The following is a 26,115-nucleotide window of genomic DNA, read 5'->3' on the forward strand; positions in this document are numbered from 1 at the left end:
TTAATTACGTTTTTGTTGCAGAAGATGCTTTTTTAGCAAAAAACCGAGGAATCCGGCGCATGACTGGCGGCACACGCAACAACAGTAGTAGTGCACCTATAGATGCATACACCGCCCACTCCTTCAGATCAGCCCGGACAATCCACAGCATATGCAGCAACCCAAGCCCGAGAATGAAGTACACCAACCGATGCAGCTTTTTCCAGCGTGCGCCCAACCGGCGCTGACTGTAACGATTGGACGTGACCGCCAACAGCAATAGAAAGACGAAGCCCAGACTACCGACAAAGATATATGGCCGCTTGCGCAGCTCCACCCCCAACTGCGACCAATCCAAACCGAGAATGAACACGCCATAGGCACACAGGTGCAACACGACATAGGCAAAACACCACAACCCCAACTGCCTGCGCACTGCTATCCAGCCTGACCACCCGGTAAGACGCTGCAACGGTGTCATGCTCAAGGTGATCAACAGCAACACCAGAGTACCCAAGCCCAGACGATCAACCAAAACCTTGCCGGGGTCTGGCCCCAATACCGAAGCCCAGGCCTCATACAGCCAATACAGAGGCCAGACAGCCGCAGCAATAAAGACACCGACACGCCACAACGAATAACGCATCAGTAGTTCTTCCGAAGATCCATGCCGCTATATAAAGAAGCAACCTCGTCCGAGTAGCCATTGAACATCTGCGTTTCTCGTACGTTAGGGCTAAACAGCCCACTCGGCAGGCGACGCTCCCGAGCCTGTGTCCACCGTGGATGGTCAACGGTCGGGTTCACATTTGCGTAGAAGCCATACTCGTTGGCCGCAATACTCTGCCATGTAGTCTTCGGCTGCTCACTGACCAGGCTGATACGCACAATCGACTTCACACTCTTGAAGCCATACTTCCAAGGCACCACCAATCGCAGAGGCGCACCATTCTGATTGGGGAGCTCACGCCCATACATGCCGACCGCCAAAATCGCCAAGGGATTCATTGCCTCATCCAGCCGCAGCCCCTCTACATAAGGCCAGTCGATCAGCGCAAAGCCGGAACGCTGTCCCGGCATGCTTTTAGGGTCCTGCAGTGTTTCAAAACGAATGAACCTAGCCTTACTCGTGGGCTCGACCTGCTTGAGCAATTCAGAGATTGGAAACCCCATCCAGGGAATCACCATTGACCAGGCTTCTACACATCGCAGCCGGTAAATACGCTCCTGCAACTGATAAGGCTTCATGAAGTCTTCCAGCGCATAACGACCCGGCTTGGCGACCTCCCCATCCACCACCACACTCCAGGGTTCAGTCTTGAGTACACCAGCATTGGCCGCCGGGTCCCCCTTATCAGTACCGAACTCGTAGAAGTTGTTGTAGTGAGTCGCATCCTTAAAGGGAGTGATTGCCTCATCCTTGACGGTCACTGCCTGCCATTGGGTTGCTGGCAGTTTTTCAACAAACCAGCCAGGCGCCCGACCAGGCTCGACATCGGCATAGCGCCCCGTCTCATCGGCACCAGCCCAACGTGGCAAGGCAGACGCTGCAAGACCGGCAACCGCACCGCCCAGCAGGCTACGTCGAGAGATATAGAAGGACTCAGGCGTGACATCCGACTCTTTGCAGTCGGAGGACTTGGGGAATTTGAACAACATGGCGACTCCGCAGTATTGGAGGACTGATGCACCAATAGACTGCGGAGTATGGAGGAAATTACATCACTCGACGCTTTTGCGACGACGAAGGTGCAGCAGGTACTGGATTGGTCCTGAAGCCGCATAAGCCAGGAACACCAGCAGCAAAATACGCGGCGGATCACTGAACACCACAGCAAACACCAGCACCACTGCCAGAATAGCTACAAAAGGCACCCGCCCCTTCAGATCCAGGTCCTTGAAGCTGTTGTACTTGATGTTGCTGACCATCAGCATGCCCGCCGCCGCGACCATCAACGCCACCAGGAACGACATCTTCGATCCCTGAATGCCGTAATCGCTGAAAGCCCAGACAATCCCGGCCACAACACCCGCAGCTGCCGGGCTCGCCAGACCGATGAAGTAACGCTTGTCGGCAGTACCCACTTGAGTGTTGAAGCGCGCCAGACGCAATGCCGCGCCCGCTACATAGATGAAGGCGACCATCCAACCGACCTTGCCCATGTCACCCAAGGCCCAGCCAAAAGCCAGCAATGCAGGAGCAACACCGAAGGCAACCATATCGGACAGCGAGTCGTACTCGGCACCGAAAGCACTCTGGGTGTTGGTCATACGGGCAACACGCCCATCCAGACCATCAAGCACCATGGCCACGAAAATCGCGATCGCGGCAAAGGCAAAGTACTTGCTCGCCCCCGCTGTGTCCCCGGCACTCAGTGCACTCTGGGCACTCATGGAACTGATGATGGAATAGAACCCCGCGAACAGGTTCGCAGTGGTGAACAGATTCGGCAGAAGATAGATACCACGATGCCGGACTTTACGGCCTTCAGCGTCATGCCCTTCTTCGACATGCTCATCGATCGGTAGCAGGCTTTCGGCGTCAGAGGCCTGGTTTGGCTCTTCGGGACGTTCGCTCATGGACATTACCTTGCAACGGTGTGAAAAGTTTCGACAGGTGCCCCAGGGCCGCGATTCGGCCACAAAGGATCCAGCTTTATACCAGAACCTACCCGTCCAAACGAAAAAACGCGGCCTAGGCCGCGTTTTCTCTGACAAGACTCGAACTTAGTTCTTGGCTTTGTCGACGATTTTGTTGGCACCGATCCACGGCATCATCGAGCGCAGTTGCTCACCGATGATTTCGATACCGTGAGCGGCGTTGTTACGACGCTTGGCGGTCATCGATGGGTAGCCTGTAGCACCTTCGCTGATGAACATCTTGGCGTATTCGCCGTCCTGGATGCGCTTCAGAGCGTTGCGCATGGCCTGACGGGATTCGGCGTTGATGACTTCTGGACCGGTCACGTACTCGCCGTATTCGGCGTTGTTGGAGATCGAGTAGTTCATGTTGGCGATACCGCCTTCGTACATGAGGTCAACGATCAACTTCAGTTCGTGCAGGCATTCGAAGTAGGCCATTTCCGGCGCGTAGCCAGCTTCAACCAAGGTTTCGAAACCGGCTTTGACCAACTCAACGGTACCGCCACACAGAACAGCCTGCTCGCCGAACAGGTCGGTTTCAGTCTCGTCCTTGAAGGTGGTTTCGATGATGCCGGTACGGCCGCCGCCCACACCAGCAGCATAGGACAAGGCGACGTTCTTGGCGTTGCCGGAAGCGTCCTGATAGATAGCGATCAGATCAGGGATACCGCCGCCCTTGACGAACTCGGAACGCACGGTGTGGCCTGGAGCCTTCGGCGCGATCATGATCACGTCGAGGTCGGCACGTGGAACTACCTGGTTGTAGTGGATCGCGAAGCCGTGGGAAAAGGCCAGGGTGGCGCCCTTCTTGATGTTCGGCTCGATTTCGTTCTTGTACAGCTGGGACTGGAACTCGTCCGGGGTCAGGATCATGACCAGATCGGCGCCGGCTACGGCTGCGGCAACATCGGTTACCTTCAGGCCGTGAGCTTCAGCTTTGGCAACAGTGGCCGAGCCTTTACGCAGGCCGACAGTCACATCAACACCGGAGTCTTTCAGGTTGCAAGCTTGAGCGTGGCCCTGGGAACCGTAACCGATGATGGCAACTTTCTTGCCCTGAATGATCGACAGGTCGCAGTCTTTATCGTAGAAAACTTTCATGAATTTCCCCTATATCAGGCCGTTCCGGCCATTCGCTAATTTGAGTTAGATGCTCAGTACTTTGTCGCCACGGGCAATCCCGGTGACACCACTGCGTACGGTTTCCAGAATCGAAGCGGTACCGATCGATTGAATGAAGCTGTCGAGCTTGTCGCTGGTACCGGTCAGTTGAACGGTATACACGCTAGCGCTGACATCAACGATCTGCCCACGGTAAATATCGGTGGTGCGCTTGACCTCGGCGCGCTGGGCACCGGTAGCCTTGACCTTGACCAACATCAGCTCGCGCTCGATGTGAGCACTTTCCGACAGGTCCACCAGCTTCACCACCTCGATCAACTTGTTCAGGTTCTTGGTGATCTGCTCGATGATCTCATCATGGCCGACTGTGGTCAGAGTCAGACGCGACAGAGTCGGGTCTTCTGTCGGCGCCACGGTCAGGCTTTCAATGTTGTAGTTACGTTGCGAGAACAGGCCTACAACACGGGACAGAGCGCCCGGTTCGTTTTCCAGAAGCAAGGAGATAATGTGCCGCATGATTAAGTACGCTCCGTCTTGCTCAGCCACATATCGCGCATGGAGCCGTCTTTGATCTGCATCGGATAGACGTGCTCGCTGGTGTCGACCTGGATATCGAGGAATACCAGGCGATCCTTCATGGCGAACGCTTCTTCCATCTTCGGCTTCAGATCCTTCAGATCCGTGATACGCATGCCCACGTGCCCATAGGCCTCAACCAGCTTGACGAAGTCAGGCAGCGATTCCATGTAGGAGTGCGAGTGACGGCTGCCGTAACTCATGTCCTGCCATTGGCGCACCATACCCAGTACACCGTTGTTCAGGTTGATGATCTTGACCGGCAAGTCGTACTGCAGGCAGGTGGACAACTCCTGGATATTCATCTGGATACTGCCCTCGCCGGTGACGCAGGCGACATCATTATCCGGAAAGCTCAACTTGACGCCCATGGCCGCCGGGAAACCAAAGCCCATGGTGCCCAGGCCACCGGAGTTGATCCAGCGATTGGGCTTGTTGAACTTGTAATACTGCGCCGCAAACATCTGGTGCTGCCCCACGTCGGAGGTGACAAAGGCATCGCCCTTGGTCACTTCGCACAGGGTTTCAATCACGGTCTGTGGCTTGATGATGCTGCCGTCGCCCTTGTCGTAAGGGAACAGGCCGCGATCACCACGCCATTCATCGATCTGCTTCCACCAGCTGGCGACCGTATCCTTGTTCGGAGTCTCGCCAATTTCCTTGAGGGCCGCGACCATTTCGGTCAGGACGCTCTCCACAGGACCCACGATGGGCACATCGGCCTTGATGGTCTTGGAGATGGAGGCCGGATCGATATCCACATGGATGATCTTGGCGTTAGGGCAGAACTTCGGTGCGCCGTTGATAACCCGGTCATCGAAGCGCGCGCCAACGGCCAGAATCACGTCAGCGTGGTGCATGGTCAGGTTGGCCGTATAGCTGCCGTGCATGCCGAGCATGCCGACGAACTGTCGGTCAGTACCCGGATAGGCACCCAGGCCCATCAAGGTATTGGTCACTGGCAGATTGAGCATCTTGGCCAGCTCGGTGAGCGGTGCGGAGCCACCACCAAGGATCACGCCGCCGCCTGCATAAAGCACAGGACGCTTGGCCGCCAGGAGCATTTCTGCCGCCTTGCGGATTTGCCCGGAGTGACCACGAACAGCTGGGCTGTAGGAGCGCAGCTTGGCTTTTTTGGGAAAAACGTATTCGAACTTTTCAGCCGGGTTGGTCATGTCTTTCGGAATATCGACCACTACCGGACCGGGACGACCGGACTGCGCCAGGTAGAAGGCCTTCTTCATGACTTCCGGGATTTCCGAAGCGTGTTTGATCATGAAGCTGTGCTTCACGATCGGCCGGGAGATACCGATCATGTCGGTTTCCTGGAAAGCGTCGGTACCGACCATGGTGCTAGGCACCTGACCGGAAATGATCACCATTGGAATCGAGTCCATATAGGCGGTGGCAATACCGGTAATGGCATTGGTTGCGCCCGGCCCGGAAGTCACCAGTACCACACCGGCTTTGCCGGTGGCACGGGCATAGCCGTCAGCCATATGGGTCGCCGCTTGTTCGTGACGAACCAGGATGTGGGTCACTTCCGGTTCTTTGAACAGGGCATCGTAAACATGAAGGAGAGCACCACCCGGGTACCCGTAGATATATTTGACGCCTTCGTCACGCAAGAAGCGGACGAGCATCTCACCGCCAGATAAAAGCTCCACGTTGTTCACCTCTAAAACGCCAGAATACCGCCCTCAAAAGGGAGCGGGTCTTAATAGGTTTACTTCTCAGCAGAGCATGAGCGACGGTGGTCGCCGACTACGTCAGCACTGACTGAGCAAGTATTGGGAGCGCCCCAAAGTGTTGCGGGGTTTTCCCACCCAGCGCGAGGTAACGCGTTGCGGGTGTAGCACTTCGGCGCGGATGTGCGCCTCATGATCTGCTGAGTGGGTCTGCTTCTGGCAGTCCCTCTACAGCGGACTTTGGATTCTTCTGTTTCGTCCTCTTCAAGTCAAGTCGTCTATGTAGTTAATTCGAACTAAGCGCATGAGAACGCAAGAAAAAACCTCAAAACGACAACTGCCTGCGCTTCAATTGCGCATTCTTCGACAAGCAACTCAGAAATGCGAACCTTGACTTTCGCCACTGACCTATTGACTGGCACTCGCCCAGGGTGCCGAGCAGCACAGCAAGAGAAGATATAGAAAGGGAAACGCCTACTGAGGCATCAACAGACTGGAGCGCGCAGTGCGCCGGAGAAGAGCTGCCAGGCACACCTGGCAGCATCGAATTCAGCGGGTAGCCGCTATGAGCTGATCAAACTCTTTGAGCAGAACTCGCAGCTGAAGATCGCGGCCCTGCATGAGTCGGGTGGAAAACACCATCTCGGCCATTTCCTGGATACCGGAAGCGTTGGGCAAGGGCAGATCCTGCTCCAGGATCATCTTCATGCGCGGCAGGAAGATCCATTGCAGCCACTGCTCGAATTCCAAGGTGTCCACCGCGAAGGGCTGGGTGCTGGCAAGCGCCTCGGCACTGGGGGCAACCTCGCCCCACAAGCCCTGCCCACGCAACTCGCGCTCGATCAGCAACAACTGTTCGGCGATCTTGGGAAACCGTACATCCATCACAGTGAAACCCGAGCTTTCTGCCGAGCCTGGGCAGCACCAGCAGCATCGCCTTGCTTCTCACGCGCCTGGGCGATCAACTCCCACAAGCTCGCCTGAAGATCCGGACGGCCATTGGCAAAGCTCAAACCGCGACGGGCAAACTGTTCGGCTTGCGGCGCATCACCCTGGGCCATGCGCACCTGGGCCAGACGGTAGAGCACTTGCGGCTCGCGCGGCGCCACACGCTGAGCACGCTCAAGACTGGAGGACGCACCATTCAAGTCGCCACTGGATTGCTGTTGCTGGGCAGTCGTCAGCAACGCCAGTACCGGCCCGTCAAGTTGCTCATCAGCCGACAAGCCACCGGCACGAGCCGACGGAATGCCACTCGGAGTCGAAGGCATGTTGTAGCTGCCCTGGCTGATCGGCGCCGACTGATAATTCGAACCGTCCACCGGCCCCGGGGTAATAGGCCCTGGAGTAATAGGAGAGCTGCTGATCGGCGCAGAGGCCGTTGCCCCGCCACCGGGAACCATCACCACCACCCCGGAATCTTCCGGAATCGCCTGAGCCTGTGCCTGGGCCGGACGCTTGATAGTCGTCTGGCGAAAGCCTCCGGAGGCGGAAATCCGCTCACTGTTGGACACGGCCGTACCGGAGTCCACGACGGGAATGGAGCCGCGCTGCACACTGGCGCAACCGTTGAGCAAAGCCAGAGCTGTAATAGCTGGAACCCACCACTTGTTCACGTCAAACCCTCATCGCTTAGTTCATCCAGCCCTTGACCCAATCCATCACATCGCTACCTGCCGGGGTTTCACCACCGCAGGAGGCGCCGGGAGGCGGTTCGCTGCCGCGAATATACGGCATCTGTACAGCACCCGGACAGTTGGCATCGGAGCCTTGCCCGGTACGCGAATCGACCCAGGCCTGAACCACGTTGTCCGGCTGCGGCATATCCAGCGGTAGCGGATCGGCCTTGCGCATGAAACTGGTCCACACCTGCAAGGCACCCGTGGCGCCGGTAAACGGTGTCTTGCCGTTATCATCACGACCCAGCCAGACCACCGCCAGCAGGTCCTGGCTGAAACCGGCGAACCAGCTATCACGGGAGTCGTTACTGGTGCCGGTCTTGCCCGCCAGCGCCAAGGTCTTGGGCAGTACGTTGTAAACCGAACTACCCGTACCTTCGCGCATCACGCGCTGCATCGCACTCTGGATCAGGTAGATAGACCCGGCATCGAATCGCTGCTGAATCTGGAACGGATAACGCTTGAGCGGTTCGCCTTCGGCAGTCAGTACACTGCGAATCCCGCGCATTGGCGTATTGAAACCGCCATTGGCCAGGGTCTGGTACATGGTTGCCACTTCGATCGGACTCATGCCACCGGCTCCCAGCAACATCGAGGGAAACGCAGGGAACTCTCGGGTAACGCCCAGGCGCCCCAGGGTCTTCAGGACGTTGGGTACGCCCACTTCCAGGCCAAGCCGCGCGGTGGACAAGTTGTAGGAATGGGCCAGGCCCTGGTACAGGAAAACGGTGCCATGGGAGCGACGGTCGTAGTTCTGCGGCTTCCATACCTGGCCGTCAGCGCCCTTCACCGAGAAGGCCTCATCGGAAAGCCAACTGGTCAGGGTGTACTGGCTGGGCTTTTCCAGAGCCGTCAGATAGACCGCCGGCTTGATCAGCGAGCCGATCGGACGTACCGCGTCCAATGCCCGATTGAAGCCGGCGAAACTGGCTTGACGACTGCCGATCATGGCTTGGACTTCACCGGTTTCCGGATTGGTCACCACCATGGCTGCCTCAACGTCTTCCGAACCCTTGCGTCCAGCCAGGCGCTTGAAGGTATCGTTGACCGAAGCCTCTGCCTTCATCTGCAGGATAGGGTCAAAACTGGTGAAGATTCGCAGCCCTTCTTCAGTCAAGTCTTCGTCCCGATAGTCTTCTCGCAACTGGCGCTTCACCAGATCGAGGAAACCAGGGAACGAGCTGTCCGCCAGGCTACCGCGCTTGGTCACGCCCAACGGCATTTTCTTCGCGGCTTCAACCTGCTCGGCAGTGGCTACGCCCTGCTGCTCAAGCAGATCGAGCACCAGGTTGCGCCGCTCCAGAGCACGCTCCGGATAGCGTCGCGGATTGTAATAGGAAGGACCTTTGACCATCCCCACCAGCAGCGCGACCTGATGCAATTTGAGTTCGGACAGAGGCTGGCTGAAGAAAAACTGGCTGGCCAAACCGAAACCGTGCACTGCTCGCTGGCCATCCTGGCCGACAAAGACCTCGTTGAGGTAAGCCTCGAGAATCTCGCGCTTGTCGTAATGCAGCTCCAGCAGCAGCGCCATCATCGCTTCATTGAGTTTGCGCGACAGGCTGCGTTCATTGGTCAGGAAGAAGTTCTTCACCAACTGCTGGGTCAGGGTACTGCCGCCCTGGCGCATCTGGCCCGACGAAGTGTTGACCCAGATCGCCCGGGCAATCGACTTCGGCGACACCCCGAAGTGCGAATAGAAGTCACGGTCTTCCACCGCCACCAGAGTTTCCAGCAGATAGGGTGGAACCTGATCGATCTTGATCAGGATCCGGTCCTCCAGGTTTTTCGGATACAGGCCACCGATCAGCAGCGGCTCCAGCCGCACGACCGCCAGCTTGGCGCCCTTGCTGCCGGACAGCTCCGCCACATAGTCACCGGAGAAACGCACGCGAACCGGCTGCGCCTGCTCCAATCCCTCATAGAACTGGAAACCACGGGTATTCAAGTCGACAGTGTTACCGCTGACCGCTGCAGCGCCGGGGCCGTTGGCGACGCTTTCGCGACGATAGCCCAGGGCATCGAGCTCCGTCAGGAAGTCATCCTTGCTGAGCTTTTGTCCGACGAACAGCTCCAGCGGCCGGGCATAGACCTTGGCCGGGATGGTCCAGCGCTTGCCGGAGAATTTTTCCTGGACCACAGCATCGAGGTAAACCGCAAAGCCGGCGAGCACCACCAAGCCGACCAGACTGAGCTTGAGCGCCCAGCCCAGCCAGGGGCGCAGGCCACCAGAGGGAGTTTTTTTAGCGGAACGAGGGGATCGGGTACGAGTCATGGCGGCGGATTATACGCACTTTATTCATCCTCAACATGCGCCACCCGAGGTTTGCGTTACCCCTCCCAGCGGCCATAATGACGCCCTCGATTTTCCCGACTCTGAAGGATCGCCTGTGAGCCAGTCACTGATCGCCGCCCTGCAAAACCCCGCTTTGTATCCTCATCCCGTAGAAGGGTTTCAGGTCATCGAAACCCACATCTCCTGGGTACTGCTCACCGGCCCCTTTGCTTATAAAGTGAAGAAGCCGGTGAACTTCGGTTTCCTCGATTTCACCAGCCTGGATGCCCGAGCGCATTTCTGCGGTGAAGAGCTGCGCCTGAACCAGCGTCTGACCCAGGACCTGTACCTGGAAGTCCTGCCGATCACCGGTAGCGCCGAAGCCCCAGAACTGGGCGGCAGCGGCCCGGTCATCGAATACGCGCTGAAAATGCGCCAGTTCCCCCAGAGCCAGTTGCTCAGTACCTTGCAAGCCAACAGCGAGCTGACCACCGCGCACATCGACGAGATGGCCAAGCAGATCGCCCAGTTCCACCTCAGCGCCCCCAAGGTCCCGGCCGCCCATGAAGCCGGTACGCCGGAAAGCGTAATGGCGCCAGTACGCCAGAATTTCGAACAGATCCGTCCGTTCCTCAGCGATAAGACCGACCTGCAGCAACTCGAAGCCCTGGAGGCCTGGGCCGAGGCTAGCTTCGAACGCCTCAAGCCACTGCTGGCCCAACGCAAGAGCGAAGGATTCATCCGTGAATGCCATGGTGATATCCACCTGGGCAACGCCACCCTTATCGACGGCAAGGTGGTGATTTTCGACTGCATCGAATTCAACGAGCCGTTCCGTTTCACCGACGTCTATGCCGACACCGGCTTCCTCGCCATGGACCTGGAGGATCGCGGCCTGAAAAGCCTGGCGCGGCGCTTCATCAGCCAGTACCTGGAACTGACCGGTGACTATCAGGGCCTGGAACTGCTGAACTTCTACAAAGCCTACCGTGCTCTGGTACGCGCCAAAGTCAGCCTGTTCAGCATGCCTGCCGACGCCACTCCGGTGCAGCGTGCCACCACGCTGCGCCAATACCGCAACTACGCCAATCTGGCGGAAAGCTACAGCACCATTCCATCACGCTTCCTGGCAATCACCTCGGGTATCTCGGCCGTTGGCAAAAGCCGCGTAGCCATGCGTCTGGTAGAAGCACTGGGTGCCGTTCGCCTGCGCTCAGATGTGGAACGCAAGCGTCTGTTCGGCGAGCAACAAGTGCAGAACGACCCTCACGCCGGCATCTACAGCAGCGACGCCAGCAGCGCCACCTACACCCGCCTGCATGAAATCGCCGAAACCATCCTGCGCGCTGGTTTCCCGGTGGTGATCGACGCTACCTACCTCAAGCGCGCCCAACGGGATGCCGCGGCCAAGGTGGCCGAAGCCACTGGCACCCCTTGCCTGATCATCGACTGCAACGCCCCTGAAGCGGTGGTCGCCAGCTGGCTGGCTCAACGTCAAGCCGATCAGAACGATCCTTCCGATGCCACTCTGGAAGTGATCGCCACGCAGCAAGCCACGCGCGAAGCCTTGACCGACGAAGAGCTGCTACGCAGTAAGCGTATCGAAACCAACGAAAGCGGTAGCCTGGATGCCCTGGTTGCCAACATTCGTCAGCGCCTCCCGGGCCTGTAAGCAATAATTTCAGCCGTGAAGTGCAAAGACTTCACGGCTGAAAAATAGTGGCACTATACTGGCGTCATAAATCCAACACTGGTGACGTCGCCATGAGCCAACCGAAACTTCTGGATACTCCGCTTTACGCCCTGCTGCATAAGGACGACATCGTCGGGTTCAACCGCGAACGTCCAAAGGATCAACCCATCGACATGCGTGGCGGTGACTTCCGCGGCCTCGACCTGCGGGAATTGAACGCCCAAGGGGTCGACTTCACCGACGCCTATTTCCGCTCCGCCGACTTGCGCGGCCTGGACTTGCGAAACTCCTCCATGGAAGGCGCCAGCCTGGCCCATGCGCAAATCTCTGGCGCTTACTTCCCGGTGGAACTGACTGCCGACGAGATTCTCATGTCGGTCAACTTCGGTACCCGCCTGCGCTACAACACCCGCTGAAAGCCCCTGCACTGCTCTGTTCGGCGCCCAGCTGCGCGCCGGACTATGGTTTCCCCGCCTGTCTTCCCCCCTTCCCCACGAGGTCTGAGCGCACCTGGCTGCCTCGCCTTTATGCCCCTGCCTTAGAAGCATTTGCGCCAAACCCGACCAAAGAACAGCGCGTTTGCTACTGAGCGCTACACTCCTTTGAGGCTGCCCACTCACCATTCGGCCATCGCCAGGAGGCTTAATGAATGATGAACTGCAACATTTGAAGAACCTTGGCAAGACATCCGCACAATGGCTGCATGCAGTGGGCATCCATAGTGCTTCGGACTTGCGCCGCCTGGGCGCGGTAGACGCATATCGGGCGGTGCGCACCCGCGGCTTTCGCGCCTCTAAAGTCCTGCTATATGCCATCGAAGGAGCCTTGATGGACATGCACTGGAACGACCTTCCCGCCGAACGCAAAGAGGCGTTGAACAAACAGCTGGACGCCATTTCCTCTCGTCACAAAAACTGACTGGCAGAACCTTATGTACCTGATGGGGGAGCAACCGGCCTACGCCGATGCCTTGATCAATCGTCTGCAAAGTATCCCGACGCAACTGCTGGCGGGGCTTTCACCCAGTGGTTCTGCCCTGGAACTTGAAGCGGTGGCGGACCTGTCCAGCGTACTGCCCGGTCACCAACTGTTCCTGCTGGACAGCGGCGTGATCCAGGCCAGTGTTGAAGAGCGGCCACTTTTTTACCTGCATGAAGGTGATCTGGTGGGGTTGCGTCGGGGTGTCGAGCATCCGCAGTGGCAGTTGAGCTGCGACACACCGCTGATATTGACCCCCTATTTGCGGACCGACGTATTCCGGCATATCTACGCCGACGAGCTGCGCTCGGAACTGTTGCTGCAATACCTGATTGGCCAGACCGCCCTGCTCTCTGATGCGGTCGCTCGCTTGAAACCTCCAGAATTACGCAGCAGCAACGGCTTCAAACGGGTGAATACCGGCGAAGTGCTGATTGCCCAGGGGGATGAGGCGGATCATGTGTTCGTGATTCTCGAAGGGCACGCCCAGGCCTTTGTCGATGGCCACAAGGTTGGCGATGTACCCAAGGACGAGATTTTTGGCGCCATGGCGGTCTTCACCGGAGAGAAGCGCAGCGCCAGTGTGATCGCCAGCGAGCCGAGCACGATCATGCTGATTCCCAAGGAGCAGTTCCTCAGCCTGACCCAGAGCAACCCGCGCATCGCCCATAGCCTGATCGAGAGCATGGCGCGGCGCATCGACCTGCTGAACAAGGAAGTGACCCGTCTTATGGCCTTGAGCAGCCCGAGCCAGGGCTGAACGAGCAGAGGATCCAAACAAGCGTTTAGCGAAATATGCGAAAACTGAAAAAGCCTTGTTGACTTCGAAATGAGAATCGTTATGATTATCACAACTGGTCGCGAGATCAGTCGATAACCTGGAAGACCAGTGGTTCGGACTCTCAGATTATCTCCTCATCAGGCTAATCACGGTTATTTGACCCGGCTCTTGCCGGGTCTTTTTTTGCCTGTGAAAAAGTGAGCCATTCAAGGTTTCAATTGTGCACAGTAATCCTTGGGTGGCTGGGGCGGCGTATACCAAACGTAATCGGCCGATGCCGGGGAAACCTCACTACCCTGCTCTGCCAGAATCAGCACCACAACTTCCTGCCCCTGATCCAGATCAGCCATGTGCAAGGGCACCCCAAGGTCTCGGCGCCCATGAAAAGACCCAGCAAACAGCAAGGCTGGAGTCGGTGCCGCCAGCAGCCGTTCGGCCATGCGCCGATCCCGCTGTTGCTGCACCGCCAGCATGGACGGCACCTGACTTTCGGGCAGTAAACCGCAATGGGACTCGCGAATTTGCGCAGACAAGAGCTGAGTCACCGGGCGCGCATTGCTCCGCGCCCCGGACAGCACAGGCGCCTGCGCATATATCCTGCGCACGTCCTGAGTATCCAGATTGGCTGCCAACAATGGATAGGGCTGCTTCAGCGCATAACCCACCAGCAGACCGTAGAGACTCCAGTCCCAACCCGGTTGCCAGGCCAGCGCAGCGGGTAGGCCGTCAGGCAAGCGCCGCCCCTCCAGGGACCGCTTGACCCCATCGACTTTTGCCTGCTGATCCGGATTGAGCATTTCCAGCAACAGACTGCCCTGTTGCCGCTCCGCGGCCATAGAGCGCAAGAGCCAGAGCTGTAAAGCGTGATGGTCGGCGTTGTCATGCTGCTCGCCGACAATCAGCCTGGGCGCCTGTGCCAGGCGCTCAACCAGCTCGCCAGGGCTCAGCGCCTCACCATTGTGCAGATCAATAATGCTGCCAGGCCCCTGCGCCACCGGCGGCGGTAACGTTCCGGGCATGCTGTGACAGGCCGCCAGCAACAGGGCCAGCAGTAACGGGAGTGCACGCATCAGGTCTCTCCGTGTGTCAGGTCAACGGGCAATGATCAACGGATGCCCGCGTTCAGGGTGCAGCTGCACCAGAACCTCCAGGCCGAACACCGCTTGCAACGGCTCGGGACGCAGCACTTCGGCCGGCGTACCCAATGAATGCGGGCGTCCGCCTTCAAGCAGCAACAGCCGATCACAGTAGCGTGCCGCCAGATTCAGGTCATGGAGGATAATCAGTACCGCCGCGCCGCGATCGGCAAACTCCCGGATGGCCTGCAAGGTGACGTGCTGGTGCAACGGATCGAGGGCAGACGTGGGCTCATCCAGCAACAGGTTGTGTCCACTCTGCCCCGGCCATAACTGCGCCAGAACCCGCGCCAGATGCACCCGTTGCCGCTCCCCACCCGACAACGCCAGGTAGCTGCGCCCCCACAGATGCGCCACATCGACCGCCTCCAGCGCAGCGCCAACGATCTGCGCATCACGCACGCGACCGCTCTGATGGGGCAAGCGCCCAAGCCCCACCACTTCCTCGACCCGAAAAGCGAAATCCAGACTCGACGCCTGAGGCAACACCGCCAGCCTTTGCGCCCGCAATGTACCCTGCCACTGCGCCAACTCTTGCCCATCCAACGACACTCGGCCCTGATGGGCCGCCAACTCTCCACTCATGGCTCCGAGCAGGCTGCTTTTGCCGGCACCATTGGGACCTAGCACTCCCAATACCTGGCCCGGCAACAATTGCAGGTCCACACCGGCCAGGACATCTTTGCCACCACGGCGGACATGCAGGTTCTCGACTCGCAGCATCAGGCGCGCCCTCGCAACAACAGGTACAGAAAGAACGGCGCGCCGATAAAGGCGGTGACGATACCGATGGGCAATTCGGCTGGTGCCAGCGCCAGACGCGCCACCAGATCAGCCAACAGCAATAAGCTGGCCCCCGCCAGGATCGATGCCGGGAGCAAGGTGCGATGATCCGGCCCCGACAGCAGGCGCACCAGATGAGGCACGACCAACCCGACAAAACCTATCATCCCCGCTGCAGCCACGGCGGCTCCCACACCCAGGGCCGTACAGAACACCAGTTCGCGCTTGAGCCTTTCGACATCGACCCCCAGGTGCTTGGCCTCGGACTCGCCCAGCAGCAGCGCATTCAAGGCCTTGGCCCGACGAGGCAGCCAAAGAGCCACCGCCGCCGTTACCAGCAACAGCGGCCACAGCCGCTGGTAACTGGCACCGTTCAGGCTGCCCAGGTTCCAGAAGGTCAAGGTTCGCAAGGTGGCGTCATCCGCCAGGTAGGTGAACAAGCCCACGGCCGAGCCGGCCAGGGCCGTCAAAGCTATTCCCGCCAGCAACATGGTCGCCACATGAGTCTGGCCGTTGCGCCGACCAAGTCGATAGACCAGCGCTGTTACTCCCAGGCCACCCAGAAAGGCACAGAGTGAGAGCAGATAAGGACCAATAGCTTCCGGCACACCGCCGAACATCGAGCCACCGACAATGGCGATCGCTGCTCCCAACGCCGCCCCACTGGACACCCCCACCAGCCCCGGGTCCGCCAGGGGATTGCGAAACAGTCCCTGCATGGCCACGCCGGACAGCGCCAACACGCCCCCCACTGCAAGGCCAAGCAAGGTCCGCGGCAGGCGGATCTGCCCGAGGATCAACTCCGCCTGCTCCAGCCCCTGTCCATCGATCGGCACCTCAAGCAACCGCAGGGCGGCGCGCAAGGTATCGAACAGAGGCAGACTGACCGGCCCCAGGGCCAGTGACAACCAGATGGCCAGGATGCACAGGGCTCCCAGCCCGAGAAACAGCGTTCTAGGTTTGACCAGACGACTCATTGGGCCAACTTGGACTGGGGATAGAAAGCTGCCGCCAGGCGTTTCAGGCTATCTGGCAGCCGAGGCCCCAAGCCCCCCACCAGCAAGGTCGGGTCAAGTTCGACCACTCGCCCTGCCTTGACCGCCGCGGTAGACGCCAGCACCGGGTTTTCCTTGAACAGAGCAGCCCGGGCCGCATCACCGCTCAGACTGCGATCGGAGAACACCAGGACCTGCGGACTCAAGCCTGCCAGAGACTCCACCGAAAACGGTTTGTAACCCGTATGAGTCGCCAGGTTGTGCCCGCCGGCCTGCTGCAGGAGCCAGTCCGCCGCAGTGTCCTTGCCGGCAATCAGCGGCTTGCCGCCAGCATGTCCCAGCAGCAGCAAGACTCCCGGCGACGCCTGGGTCTTCTGTACCTCACTGACCCAGGCTTGTTGCTGTTCAAGCTGCTTTTGATAGTCCTGAAACAGCTCTCCGGCTTGCGCCTCGCGGCCCAGTAGTTGTCCCAGATGCCGCAAAGTGTGCTGCAAGGTAGGAAGATCGGCCTGGGCAGAAAACAGCTCGACCTTGACCCCAGCGCTACGAATCTGTGACAGCACCGGCGGCGGGCCCATTTCTTCTGTACCCACCAGGATCTGCGGCCGCAGGCTCAGGATGCCTTCCGCCGATAGCTGCCGCTGATAACCAATGCTGGGCAGCGCCTTGAGTGATGCCGGATGCTGGCTGGTGGTATCGACCCCCACCAGTTTCGACTCAGCACCCAGAACCGTTACCCACTCGGACAAAGCCCCACCAGCACTGACCCAACGCTGCGGCAACTCATCGGCGGTGGCCCACTGGCTCACCAGCAATCCGGCACAGAACGCAATGGCGCTGGCACTCAGGCGCATAAGTACATTTCCTTTATAGACGTGGGGCCCGCGAAGCAGCTGTCCATGTGACATGCCAGGCAGAGCAGGCATCGAAATGAGCAAGCGCCCCGTGTCGGGCGAGACGGCCATTTGATAATTGTTTTCATTTAGCAGTCAAGCGTCGACATGTTTCATCCTGCCGCCACGGGAAAACTGTGACAGCCTTAGCGCAGAGCCTTCGGACCAAGAGGATAGACATGAAATTTCTTTGCGCCGGGAGCGATCTTCCCGAGGCCAGTAGCCGGGGTTTCCAGCTTGCGGAGTTGAAACTCTTTGCTGTGCGCCGCGAGGGGCAGGCTTACGTATATGCCAATCACTGCCCACACCGTGGAGTGCCCCTGGAATGGCAACCTGATCAGTTCCTCGATCCCAGCGCCAGCCTGATCCAGTGCGCCACCCATGGCGCACTGTTTCTGATCGAAAGTGGCGAATGTGTGGCAGGGCCATGCGCCGGGCAGTTCCTGAGGGCCATCGACTGTGAGGAAGACAGCCAGGGTATCTGGGTCGCTCTTTAACCCTGCAGCAACACCTCAAGACGCCGGTCGATACAAACTTCCTGTGCAGTCAGGCGAACGCCATAAGCCAGCACCTCGACGCCGGCCGCCACCGCTTCCCGTAGGGCTGCGGCATACCCCGGATCGATCTCCTCTGCCGGACGCACTGCGTCTATACCCGAGAGATTGACGCAATACAGCTGAACCGCACGTACCCCCTCCCGAGCCAGGCTTGCCAGCTCACGCAAGTGCTTGGCACCGCGCTGGGTCACCGCATCGGGGAAGGCCGCCACCGCGCAGCCATCGAAACCCAGAGTGACACTCTTGACCTCGACATAGGCCGGACCGTCCGGGTAATCCAGGCGAAAATCGATGCGACTGTTCTCCTGTCCATAAGGCACCTCGCGCTTCAGCCCGGTGAAGCCGTTCAATTCCTTGATCAGCCCCGCCCTCAACGCCTCTTCAACCAGGCCGTTGGCCCGCCCGGTATTGACGCAGGCCAGTCGCCCTTGAGGGGTTTCACTGATTTCCCAGGTGCCCGGCAGCTTGCGCTTGGGGTCGTTGGAACGGCTGAACCACACCTGCCCGCCTTCGACCATGCAATTGAACATCGAGCCGGTATTGGGACAGTGAATCGTCATCTGTTCCCCCGCAGCGGTTTCAATGTCTGCCAGGAAACGCTTGTAGCGACGCAGCAGACGCCCTTCTTCCAAGGGAGGATCGAAGCGCATCAGCCTTGCCAGCTCTGCAGGCCACGGGAGATACGCTCCACCGCTTCCTGCAGGCGCTCCAGGCTCTGGGTGTAGGCGAAACGCACATGGTGTCCCGCCTGGTGACGACCGAAATCCAGGCCGGGAGTGAAGGCCACATGCTCGGTCTCCAGGAAGTGCCGGCAGAAAGCAAAGGCATCACCACCAAAAGCGCTGATATCGGCGTACAGATAGAAGGCCCCTTCAGGCTCCACGGCTATACCAAAACCCAACTCGCGCAAGGCCGGGAGCAGGAAATCCCGGCGACGCCCGAATTCGGCACGACGCTCCTCCAGCATGCTGATGGTTTGCGGTTCGAAACAGGCCAGAGCGGCGTACTGGGCCATACTCGGCGCACTGATGTAGAGATTCTGCGCCAGTTTCTCCAGCTCACCCACAGCCGCAGGCGGCGCCACCAGCCACCCCAGGCGCCAGCCAGTCATGCCGAAATACTTGGAAAAACTATTCAGGACAAAAGCGCTGTCATCCACTTCCAGCACGCTGGCGGCATCAGTGCCATAGGTCAGGCCGTGGTAGATCTCATCCACCACCAGATGCCCGTTGCGAGCCTTGATAGCAGCGGACAGGCCCGCCAGCTCATCACGACTGAGCACAGTCCCGGTAGGGTTCGCCGGAGAAGCGACCAAAGCGCCGACGCTGTCCTGATCCCAGTAACGCTCCACCAGGTCAGGAGTCAGTTGATAACGCACATCCGGCCCTACCGGCACCAACTGCGCCGCGCCTTCAACCAGACGCAGGAAATGCCGGTTGCACGGATAGCCCGGGTCAGCCAGCAGCCAGTGCTTGCCCGGGTCCACCAGCAGGCTGCTGGTCAGCAGCAACGCGCCGGAGCCTCCGGGAGTGATCATGATCCGCTCGGGGTCGATATCCAGGCCATAACGCTGCTGGTAGAAACCAGAGATTGCCCCACGCAGCTCCGGGATACCTCGCGCTGCGGTGTAACGGGTCTTGCCGGCGCTCAACGCCGCCTGCCCGGCCTTGATGATCGGCTCGGCGGTGGTGAAGTCCGGCTCGCCGATCTCCAGGTGAATCACATCATGTCCGGCGGCCTGCAACTCATTGGCGCGGGCCAGCAGGGCCATGACATGGAAAGGTTCGATAGCGCGACTGCGCGCACTGTAGGGCAGAGCCATTAGCCTTCCTTCATTCGAGGGGGGAGCAAAAGTCCGATTCTACCCATCCAGTGAAGCCCGGGAGAACCCAGCGACATCCGTGCGGTCTGTTGCCTTGTGCCAACTGGTGCAAACAGAAACCGCAGATTTGACTAAAATCAATGATTGAACAGACCGATCTGCAAGCCATGTCATCCTTTTCCAGTATCTACGGACTTAGGCAGGACATAGGCTCGACAACCGGGAGTAGCGCGCTCTGGTTTGATCTGGTAAGTTCGCCCGCTTGCAGCCGCAGGGCCGGCAAGTGTCGGAGATGGAGCAATCCTGCGCAATGGATTACAAGAGTAGAGGCGGTCCATTCATGCCCACCCAAGCAAAGCAACAGATTCAATCGATCAGCGGTTTTGAACCTTATGTTGAAACTGCGGGCGAAGAGTACATGGGCAAGCCCATGCGTGAGCACTTCACCAAGATCCTGAACAAGTGGAAACAGGACTTGATGCAGGAAGTCGACCGCACTGTTGATCACATGAAAGATGAAGCGGCCAACTTCCCTGATCCGGCCGACCGTGCCAGCCAGGAAGAGGAGTTCAGCCTTGAACTGCGCGCCCGTGATCGTGAGCGCAAGTTGATCAAGAAGATCGACAAGACCCTGCAACTGATCGAAGACGAAGAATACGGCTGGTGTGAATCCTGTGGCGTCGAGATCGGCATCCGCCGCCTGGAAGCCCGCCCAACCGCCGATATGTGCGTTGATTGCAAGACCCTGGCGGAAATCAAGGAAAAGCAAGTCGGCAAGTAATAGTCGGCCTGAACCTGAAACGGAGCGTATACACGCTCCGTTTTCGTTTCCGCCTTCCTCTGCAGAAGCGAGCTCACGAAAGCGATCCCCCCGACCCTGTCATCACTCCGGGGCCAGACCCGATAGCATCCTGCCCATGACTGCCTCCACATCTGCTTCATACATCGGGCGCTTCGCCCCCACCCCCAGCGGCTACCTGCATTTCGGCTCACTGGTCGCGGCTCTTGCCTCCTATCTGGATGCCCGAGCCGTCGGCGGCCGCTGGCTGCTGCGCATGGAAGACCTCGACCCGCCCCGGGAAGAGCCGGGGGCCCAGGCAGCGATTCTCAAGGCCCTGGAAAGCTACGGCTTCGAATGGGACGGCGAAATGGTTCGCCAAAGCGATCGCCACGATGCTTACGCAGCAGTCATTGACCGGCTGTTCCATCAAGGCCTGGCCTATGCCTGCACCTGCTCTCGCAAACAACTGGAGCCCTACCACGGCATCTACCCGGGGCTGTGCCGCAACCTTGGTCACGCCCAGGAAGACGCGGCAATCCGCCTGCGGGTGCCGGAGCTCGAGTACCGCTTCAACGACAGGGTCCAGGGCGAGTATCGCCAGCACTTGGGCCGGGAAGTCGGAGACTTCGTGATCCGACGCCGTGACGGCCTCTATGCTTATCAATTGGCTGTGGTGCTCGATGACGCTTGGCAGGGCATCACCGATATCGTGCGCGGCGCCGACCTGCTGGACTCCACTCCCCGCCAGCTGTACCTGCAGGAACTGTTGGGACTATCCCAACCACGCTACCTCCATGTACCGCTGATTACTCAGCCGGACGGACAAAAACTGGGCAAGTCCTACCGTTCGCCACCACTGGCCGAGGAGCAGGCGCCGCCCTTGCTGCTGCGGGCGCTGCGGGCCCTGGGCCAGAAACCGCCTGTCGAACTCACCCATGCGAGCGTGGCTCAGATCATGAAGTGGGGCATCGTCCACTGGGATGCCGAGTTGATTCCACGCACACTGAGCGTGCCGGAAGCCCAATTGAGCTGACGCCCCTTGCAGCTTGGCGCCCATCCGTTACCATCGCCGCACGTTTTCGGGCACGCACACAATAAAGAGAGGCCGAGATGTACATCTATCGCTTGGTCCTACTCCTGGTAGTGGGGATCTATCTATTCTCCCCCGCCATCATGGATTGGTGGATCGATGCTACTGGCGCCTGGTATCGCCCGTATCTGCTCTGGCTGATTCTGATCGTCGTGACCTTCATCCTGCAGAGCCAAAAAGATGCCGATGAGCTTTAGCCTGACCCAGATGATCCTGATCAGCGCCGCCTACTTGCTGGTGCTGTTCGGGGTGGCCTGGATCAGTGAGCGCGGCATGATTCCGCGCTCGATCATTCGCCACCCGCTGACCTACACCCTGTCGCTGGGAGTCTATGCCAGCGCCTGGGCCTTCTACGGCACGGTGGGCCTGGCCTATCAATACGGCTACGGGTTCCTCTCCAGCTACCTGGGGGTTTCCGGGGCCTTCCTGCTGGCGCCGGTGCTGCTGTATCCGATCCTGAAGATCACCCGCACCTATCAACTGTCGTCCCTGGCGGACCTGTTCGCCTTCCGTTTCCGCAGCACCTGGGCCGGTGCCCTGACCACCATTTTCATGCTGGTGGGAGTCCTGCCCCTGCTGGCCCTGCAGATCCAGGCAGTGGCCGATTCCATCGGCATCCTCACCCATGAACCGGTGCAACATCGAGTAGCGCTGAGCTTCTGCGCGCTGATCACCCTGTTCACGATTTTCTTCGGTTCGCGGCACATCGCTACCCGGGAGAAACACGAAGGCCTGGTGTTCGCCATTGCCTTCGAATCGGTGATCAAGCTGATCGCCATCGGCGGCGTCGGCCTGTATGCGCTGTACGGGGTCTTCGATGGTCCGCAACAGCTGGAGCTCTGGCTGCTGCAGAACCAGACTGCCCTCGCCGCGCTGCACACTCCACTGCAAGAGGGTCCGTGGCGCACCCTGCTGCTGGTGTTCTTCGCTTCAGCGATCGTCATGCCGCACATGTATCACATGACCTTTACCGAAAACCTCAACCCCCGAGCCCTGGTCAGCGCCAGCTGGGGGCTGCCGCTGTTCCTGCTGCTGATGAGCCTGGCGGTGCCGCTGATTCTCTGGGCCGGACTCAAGCTCGGCGCCACCACCAACCCGGAATACTTCACCCTGGGCATTGGTATCGCGGCCAACAGCCCAGCCCTGGCGCTACTGGCCTATGTCGGCGGGCTCTCGGCCGCCAGTGGCCTGATCATCGTCACCACTCTGGCCTTGTCGGGGATGGCCCTGAACCACTTGGTGCTGCCGCTTTACCAGCCGCCCGCAGAAGGCAATATCTATCGCTGGCTGAAGTGGACTCGTCGCGCCCTGATCGTCGCCATCATCATGGCCGGCTACGCCTTCTACCTGTTGCTGGGGGCCGAACAGGACCTGGCCAACCTGGGAATCGTCGCCTTCGTCGCTACCCTGCAATTTCTTCCCGGCGTGCTCTCGGTGTTGTACTGGCCGACCGCCAACCGTCGTGGCTTCATCGCCGGGCTGCTGGCAGGGATTCTGGTCTGGCTGGTGACCATGCTGCTGCCTCTGATCGGCAACCTGCAGGGCTTCTACATCCCGCTGCTGAACATGATCTACGTCCTCGACGACACTAGCTGGCACATGGCAGCCATCGCCTCGCTGGCAGCCAACGTTCTGATGTTCACCCTGATTTCGCTGTTCACCAACGCCAGCGCCGAAGAAGCCAGTGCTGCCGAAGCCTGCGCGGTGGACAACGTGCGTCGCCCGCAGCGCCGGGAACTGCATGCTGCCTCACCCCAGGAGTTCGCCACTCAACTGGCCAAGCCGCTGGGCGCCAAGGCTGCGCAAAAGGAGGTGGAACAAGCCTTGCGCGACCTGTATCTGCCTTTCGACGAACGCCGCCCCTATGCCTTGCGGCGTCTGCGTGACCGTATCGAGGCCAACCTGTCCGGCCTGATGGGGCCGAGTGTCGCCCAGGACATGGTGGAAACCTTCCTGCCATACAAGGCCGGCGGAGAAAACTATGTCACCGAAGACATCCATTTCATCGAAAGCCGCCTCGAGGACTACCACTCACGCCTGACCGGCCTGGCCGCCGAGCTCGATGCCCTGCGCCGCTACCACCGACAAACCCTGCAGGAACTGCCCATGGGCGTCTGCTCCCTGGCCAAGGATCAGGAGATCCTCATGTGGAACAAGGCCATGGAGGAACTGACCGGTATTCCCGCCCAGCATGTGGTGGGGTCACGCCTGAGTACCATCACCAATCCATGGAAAGACCTGCTGCAGGGCTTTATCAACCTGCCGGACGAGCACTTGCACAAGCAGCATCTGGCCCTCGACGGCCAGACTCGCTGGCTGAACCTGCACAAAGCGGCCATCGACGAGCCGTTGGCACCGGGTAACAGCGGCCTGGTGTTACTGGTGGAAGACCTGACCGAAACCCAGACCCTGGAAGACAAGCTGGTGCACTCTGAACGTCTGGCCAGTATCGGACGCCTCGCTGCCGGGGTGGCTCACGAGATCGGCAATCCGATCACCGGCATCGCCTGTCTGGCGCAGAACCTGCGGGAAGAGCGTGAAGAAGACGGTGAACTGACGGAAATCAGTGAGCAGATCCTCGAACAGACCAAGCGCATTTCGCGCATCGTCCAGTCACTGATGAGCTTTGCCCACGCCGGTAGCCATCAGCACAACGACGAAGCCGTATGCCTGGCTGAAGTTGCCCAGGATGCCATTGGTCTCCTGGCCTTGAACCGGCGCAATTTCGAAGTGCAGTTCTTCAATCTGTGTGATCCCGACCACTGGGTCGATGGTGATCCGCAGCGGCTGGCCCAAGTGCTGATCAACCTGCTGTCCAACGCCCGCGACGCTTCTCCTCCCGGCAGCGCTGTACGCGTCAAGAGCGAGGCTTTCGAGCACACGGTCGATCTGATCGTGGAAGACGAAGGCAGCGGTATTCCCAAGAACATCATGGATCGATTGTTCGAACCGTTTTTCACCACCAAGGACCCTGGGGAAGGCACCGGACTGGGCCTTGCGCTGGTCTATTCCATCGTTGAAGAGCATTATGGACAAATCACCATCGACAGCCCGGCCGATCCACAAAGCCAACGCGGTACCCGTATTCGGGTGACTTTACCGCGTCATGTCGAAGCGACGTCCGCTGTGAACTGAGACCGTCGAGAGAATTGAATCAATGCCGCATATTCTGATCGTCGAAGACGAAACCATTATCCGCTCCGCCCTTCGCCGCCTGCTGGAACGTAACCAGTACCAGGTCAGCGAAGCCGGCTCGGTGCAGGAAGCCCAGGAACGCTTCAGCATTCCCACATTCGACCTGATTGTCAGTGACCTGCGTCTGCCTGGCGCCCCGGGTACCGAACTGATCAAGCTCGGCCAGGGCACTCCGGTGCTGATCATGACCAGCTACGCCAGCCTGCGCTCGGCTGTGGACTCGATGAAAATGGGGGCGGTGGACTACATCGCCAAACCTTTCGACCACGATGAAATGCTCCAGGCCGTGGCACGGATTCTCCGCGACCGACAAAGTGCCGAGAACGCATCGGCAGATCGCCCAGCAGCCAGGACGGGAACGGTTGCGGACAAGGCCGGCGCCAGCAACAACAACGGCGAAATCGGCATCATCGGCTCCTGCCCGCCCATGCAGGATATGTACAGCAAGATCCGCAAAGTAGCGCCAACAGATTCAAATGTCCTGATCCAGGGCGAGTCCGGTACCGGTAAGGAACTGGTGGCCCGGGCCCTGCACAATCTGTCCAAGCGCGCCAAGGCCCCGATGATCTCGGTGAACTGCGCGGCCATTCCGGAAACCCTGATCGAGTCCGAATTGTTCGGCCATGAGAAAGGTGCTTTCACCGGCGCCAGCGCCGGTCGTGCGGGCCTGGTGGAAGCAGCGGACGGCGGAACACTATTCCTCGACGAAATCGGTGAACTGCCTCTGGAGGCCCAGGCGCGCCTGCTGCGGGTTCTGCAGGAAGGTGAGATCCGGCGCGTGGGGTCTGTGCAGTCGCAAAAAGTCGACGTCCGCCTGATTGCAGCGACTCACCGCGACTTGAAGAGCCTCTCCAAGATCGGCCAGTTCCGTGAGGACCTTTATTACCGCTTGCACGTGATCGCCCTGAAACTGCCAGCCTTGCGCGAACGCGGCGCCGACGTCATTGAAATCGCCAATGCCTTCCTCGCCCGCCAGAGTGCACGCATCGGTCGTTCGGACCTGAAGTTCGCCGCCGATGCCGAACAGGCTATTCGCCATTATTCCTGGCCAGGAAACGTGCGCGAGCTGGAGAACGCGGTAGAACGCGCAGTAATCCTGTGCGAAAGCCCGGAAATCTCCGCTGACCTGCTAGGGATCGATATCGAGCTGAGTGACCTCGAGGACGATGACTTCGTCGGCCTGCCACCGCAACAGGGCAACACCAGCCACGAGCCCACCGAGGACCTGTCTCTGGAAGACTACTTCCAGCACTTCGTCCTCGAACATCAGGACCACATGACCGAGACCGAGTTGGCACGCAAACTGGGTGTCAGCCGCAAATGCCTTTGGGAACGCCGCCAACGCCTGGGCATCCCGCGACGCAAAAGCGGGGTAGCCAGCGAAAGCTGAACCCGTGCTGACCAGAGTGCGGGTAACGCTCGACTTTGTGAAAAAAACTGTTACCTGTG

Annotated in this window: 25 protein-coding genes; 10 read left to right on the forward strand and 15 right to left on the reverse strand. The window is 59.5% G+C overall.

The window, feature by feature from the left end; translation table 11 throughout:
• Window positions 1-4: 4 nt before the first annotated feature.
• From msrQ to mrcB, 9 genes are all read right to left on the reverse strand, one after another.
• Entirely contained in the window at window positions 5-625 is a 621-nt protein-coding gene (gene msrQ, locus ACSSVC_RS30760; protein ID WP_492611834.1) for a protein-methionine-sulfoxide reductase heme-binding subunit MsrQ, read from the reverse strand.
• On the reverse strand, window positions 625-1,638 hold the full coding sequence (msrP, locus tag ACSSVC_RS30765) for a protein-methionine-sulfoxide reductase catalytic subunit MsrP (protein ID WP_346636376.1): 1,014 nt from the start codon (window positions 1,636-1,638) through the stop codon (window positions 625-627). The genes msrQ and msrP overlap by 1 nt, the downstream gene beginning before the upstream one ends.
• Before the next feature lie 63 nt (window positions 1,639-1,701).
• Window positions 1,702-2,559, reverse strand: coding sequence for a CDP-diacylglycerol--serine O-phosphatidyltransferase (gene pssA / locus ACSSVC_RS30770; protein ID WP_047306129.1), 858 nt, complete (start codon window positions 2,557-2,559; stop codon window positions 1,702-1,704).
• A gap of 147 nt (window positions 2,560-2,706) precedes the next feature.
• Entirely contained in the window at window positions 2,707-3,723 is a 1,017-nt protein-coding gene (ilvC, locus tag ACSSVC_RS30775) for a ketol-acid reductoisomerase (RefSeq protein ID WP_007959661.1), read from the reverse strand.
• A 45-nt stretch (window positions 3,724-3,768) separates the two neighbouring features.
• Window positions 3,769-4,260 carry an acetolactate synthase small subunit gene (gene ilvN / locus ACSSVC_RS30780; protein ID WP_123725049.1) on the reverse strand — a complete coding sequence of 164 codons (492 nt, stop codon included), beginning with the start codon at window positions 4,258-4,260 and terminating at the stop codon, window positions 3,769-3,771.
• A gap of 2 nt (window positions 4,261-4,262) precedes the next feature.
• Complete coding sequence (locus ACSSVC_RS30785) at window positions 4,263-5,987, reverse strand: acetolactate synthase 3 large subunit (protein ID WP_123725053.1); 1,725 nt, start codon at window positions 5,985-5,987, stop codon at window positions 4,263-4,265.
• A 570-nt stretch (window positions 5,988-6,557) separates the two neighbouring features.
• Window positions 6,558-6,893, reverse strand: coding sequence for a YqcC family protein (locus ACSSVC_RS30790; RefSeq protein WP_346636377.1), 336 nt, complete (start codon window positions 6,891-6,893; stop codon window positions 6,558-6,560).
• Window positions 6,893-7,624 (reverse strand): tetratricopeptide repeat protein, encoded by a 732-nt coding sequence (locus ACSSVC_RS30795; protein WP_346636378.1) that lies wholly within the window; start codon window positions 7,622-7,624, stop codon window positions 6,893-6,895. The genes ACSSVC_RS30790 and ACSSVC_RS30795 overlap by 1 nt, the downstream gene beginning before the upstream one ends.
• A gap of 16 nt (window positions 7,625-7,640) precedes the next feature.
• A complete protein-coding gene (mrcB, locus tag ACSSVC_RS30800) occupies window positions 7,641-9,962 on the reverse strand; it encodes a penicillin-binding protein 1B (RefSeq protein WP_346636379.1) in 2,322 nt (773 codons plus the stop codon).
• 115 nt (window positions 9,963-10,077) lie between these two features.
• On the opposite strand from mrcB, the gene ACSSVC_RS30805 reads away from it, so the two are divergent.
• The 4 genes from ACSSVC_RS30805 (at window position 10,078) to ACSSVC_RS30820 (ending at window position 13,393) form a co-directional block, all read left to right on the forward strand.
• Window positions 10,078-11,634 (forward strand): bifunctional aminoglycoside phosphotransferase/ATP-binding protein, encoded by a 1,557-nt coding sequence (locus ACSSVC_RS30805; protein WP_446440678.1) that lies wholly within the window; start codon window positions 10,078-10,080, stop codon window positions 11,632-11,634.
• A 92-nt stretch (window positions 11,635-11,726) separates the two neighbouring features.
• Window positions 11,727-12,071: a pentapeptide repeat-containing protein gene (locus ACSSVC_RS30810; protein ID WP_123725046.1), complete on the forward strand. Its 345-nt coding sequence runs from the start codon at window positions 11,727-11,729 to the stop codon at window positions 12,069-12,071.
• A 229-nt stretch (window positions 12,072-12,300) separates the two neighbouring features.
• Window positions 12,301-12,573 carry a TfoX/Sxy family protein gene (locus ACSSVC_RS30815; RefSeq protein WP_011063495.1) on the forward strand — a complete coding sequence of 91 codons (273 nt, stop codon included), beginning with the start codon at window positions 12,301-12,303 and terminating at the stop codon, window positions 12,571-12,573.
• Between the two features lie 13 nt (window positions 12,574-12,586).
• Window positions 12,587-13,393 (forward strand): Crp/Fnr family transcriptional regulator, encoded by an 807-nt coding sequence (locus ACSSVC_RS30820; protein WP_404937682.1) that lies wholly within the window; start codon window positions 12,587-12,589, stop codon window positions 13,391-13,393.
• Between the two features lie 227 nt (window positions 13,394-13,620).
• Here ACSSVC_RS30820 and ACSSVC_RS30825 read toward each other — a convergent pair whose 3' ends face one another.
• The 4 genes from ACSSVC_RS30825 to ACSSVC_RS30840 are packed head-to-tail and all read right to left on the reverse strand — an operon-like array spanning window position 13,621 to window position 17,182.
• Window positions 13,621-14,484 carry a ChaN family lipoprotein gene (locus ACSSVC_RS30825; RefSeq protein WP_346636382.1) on the reverse strand — a complete coding sequence of 288 codons (864 nt, stop codon included), beginning with the start codon at window positions 14,482-14,484 and terminating at the stop codon, window positions 13,621-13,623.
• A 21-nt stretch (window positions 14,485-14,505) separates the two neighbouring features.
• Window positions 14,506-15,273 carry a heme ABC transporter ATP-binding protein gene (locus ACSSVC_RS30830; protein ID WP_346636383.1) on the reverse strand — a complete coding sequence of 256 codons (768 nt, stop codon included), beginning with the start codon at window positions 15,271-15,273 and terminating at the stop codon, window positions 14,506-14,508.
• Window positions 15,273-16,256: a FecCD family ABC transporter permease gene (locus ACSSVC_RS30835; protein WP_492612596.1), complete on the reverse strand. Its 984-nt coding sequence runs from the start codon at window positions 16,254-16,256 to the stop codon at window positions 15,273-15,275. Before ACSSVC_RS30835 ends, ACSSVC_RS30830 begins: the two co-directional genes overlap by 1 nt.
• Window positions 16,257-16,306: 50 nt before the next feature.
• Window positions 16,307-17,182, reverse strand: a complete 876-nt coding sequence (locus tag ACSSVC_RS30840) for a heme/hemin ABC transporter substrate-binding protein (protein ID WP_446440681.1) — start codon at window positions 17,180-17,182, stop codon at window positions 16,307-16,309.
• 218 nt (window positions 17,183-17,400) lie between these two features.
• Between ACSSVC_RS30840 and ACSSVC_RS30845 the strand changes: the two genes are divergently transcribed.
• Window positions 17,401-17,718, forward strand: a complete 318-nt coding sequence (locus ACSSVC_RS30845) for a Rieske (2Fe-2S) protein (RefSeq protein ID WP_492611835.1) — start codon at window positions 17,401-17,403, stop codon at window positions 17,716-17,718.
• Here ACSSVC_RS30845 and sfsA read toward each other — a convergent pair.
• Window positions 17,715-18,428 carry a DNA/RNA nuclease SfsA gene (gene sfsA, locus ACSSVC_RS30850; protein ID WP_346636386.1) on the reverse strand — a complete coding sequence of 238 codons (714 nt, stop codon included), beginning with the start codon at window positions 18,426-18,428 and terminating at the stop codon, window positions 17,715-17,717. The genes ACSSVC_RS30845 and sfsA overlap by 4 nt on opposite strands.
• Window positions 18,428-19,600, reverse strand: coding sequence for a pyridoxal phosphate-dependent aminotransferase (locus tag ACSSVC_RS30855; RefSeq protein ID WP_346636387.1), 1,173 nt, complete (start codon window positions 19,598-19,600; stop codon window positions 18,428-18,430). The genes sfsA and ACSSVC_RS30855 overlap by 1 nt, the downstream gene beginning before the upstream one ends.
• 340 nt (window positions 19,601-19,940) lie before the next feature.
• On the opposite strand from ACSSVC_RS30855, the gene dksA reads away from it, so the two are divergent.
• From dksA to ACSSVC_RS30880, 5 genes are all read left to right on the forward strand, one after another.
• Window positions 19,941-20,381 carry an RNA polymerase-binding protein DksA gene (dksA, locus tag ACSSVC_RS30860; RefSeq protein WP_011063504.1) on the forward strand — a complete coding sequence of 147 codons (441 nt, stop codon included), beginning with the start codon at window positions 19,941-19,943 and terminating at the stop codon, window positions 20,379-20,381.
• 136 nt (window positions 20,382-20,517) lie between these two features.
• Window positions 20,518-21,414, forward strand: a complete 897-nt coding sequence (gluQRS, locus tag ACSSVC_RS30865) for a tRNA glutamyl-Q(34) synthetase GluQRS (RefSeq protein WP_346636388.1) — start codon at window positions 20,518-20,520, stop codon at window positions 21,412-21,414.
• A 77-nt stretch (window positions 21,415-21,491) separates the two neighbouring features.
• Window positions 21,492-21,668, forward strand: coding sequence for a hypothetical protein (locus ACSSVC_RS30870; RefSeq protein ID WP_003176118.1), 177 nt, complete (start codon window positions 21,492-21,494; stop codon window positions 21,666-21,668).
• Window positions 21,652-24,606: a sensor histidine kinase gene (locus ACSSVC_RS30875; protein ID WP_446440683.1), complete on the forward strand. Its 2,955-nt coding sequence runs from the start codon at window positions 21,652-21,654 to the stop codon at window positions 24,604-24,606. The genes ACSSVC_RS30870 and ACSSVC_RS30875 overlap by 17 nt, the downstream gene beginning before the upstream one ends.
• 22 nt (window positions 24,607-24,628) lie before the next feature.
• Window positions 24,629-26,056: a sigma-54-dependent transcriptional regulator gene (locus ACSSVC_RS30880; RefSeq protein ID WP_346636390.1), complete on the forward strand. Its 1,428-nt coding sequence runs from the start codon at window positions 24,629-24,631 to the stop codon at window positions 26,054-26,056.
• The last annotated feature ends 59 nt before the right edge of the window (window positions 26,057-26,115 follow it).

Source organism: Pseudomonas sp. E1BtOHC1, assembly GCF_058744285.1.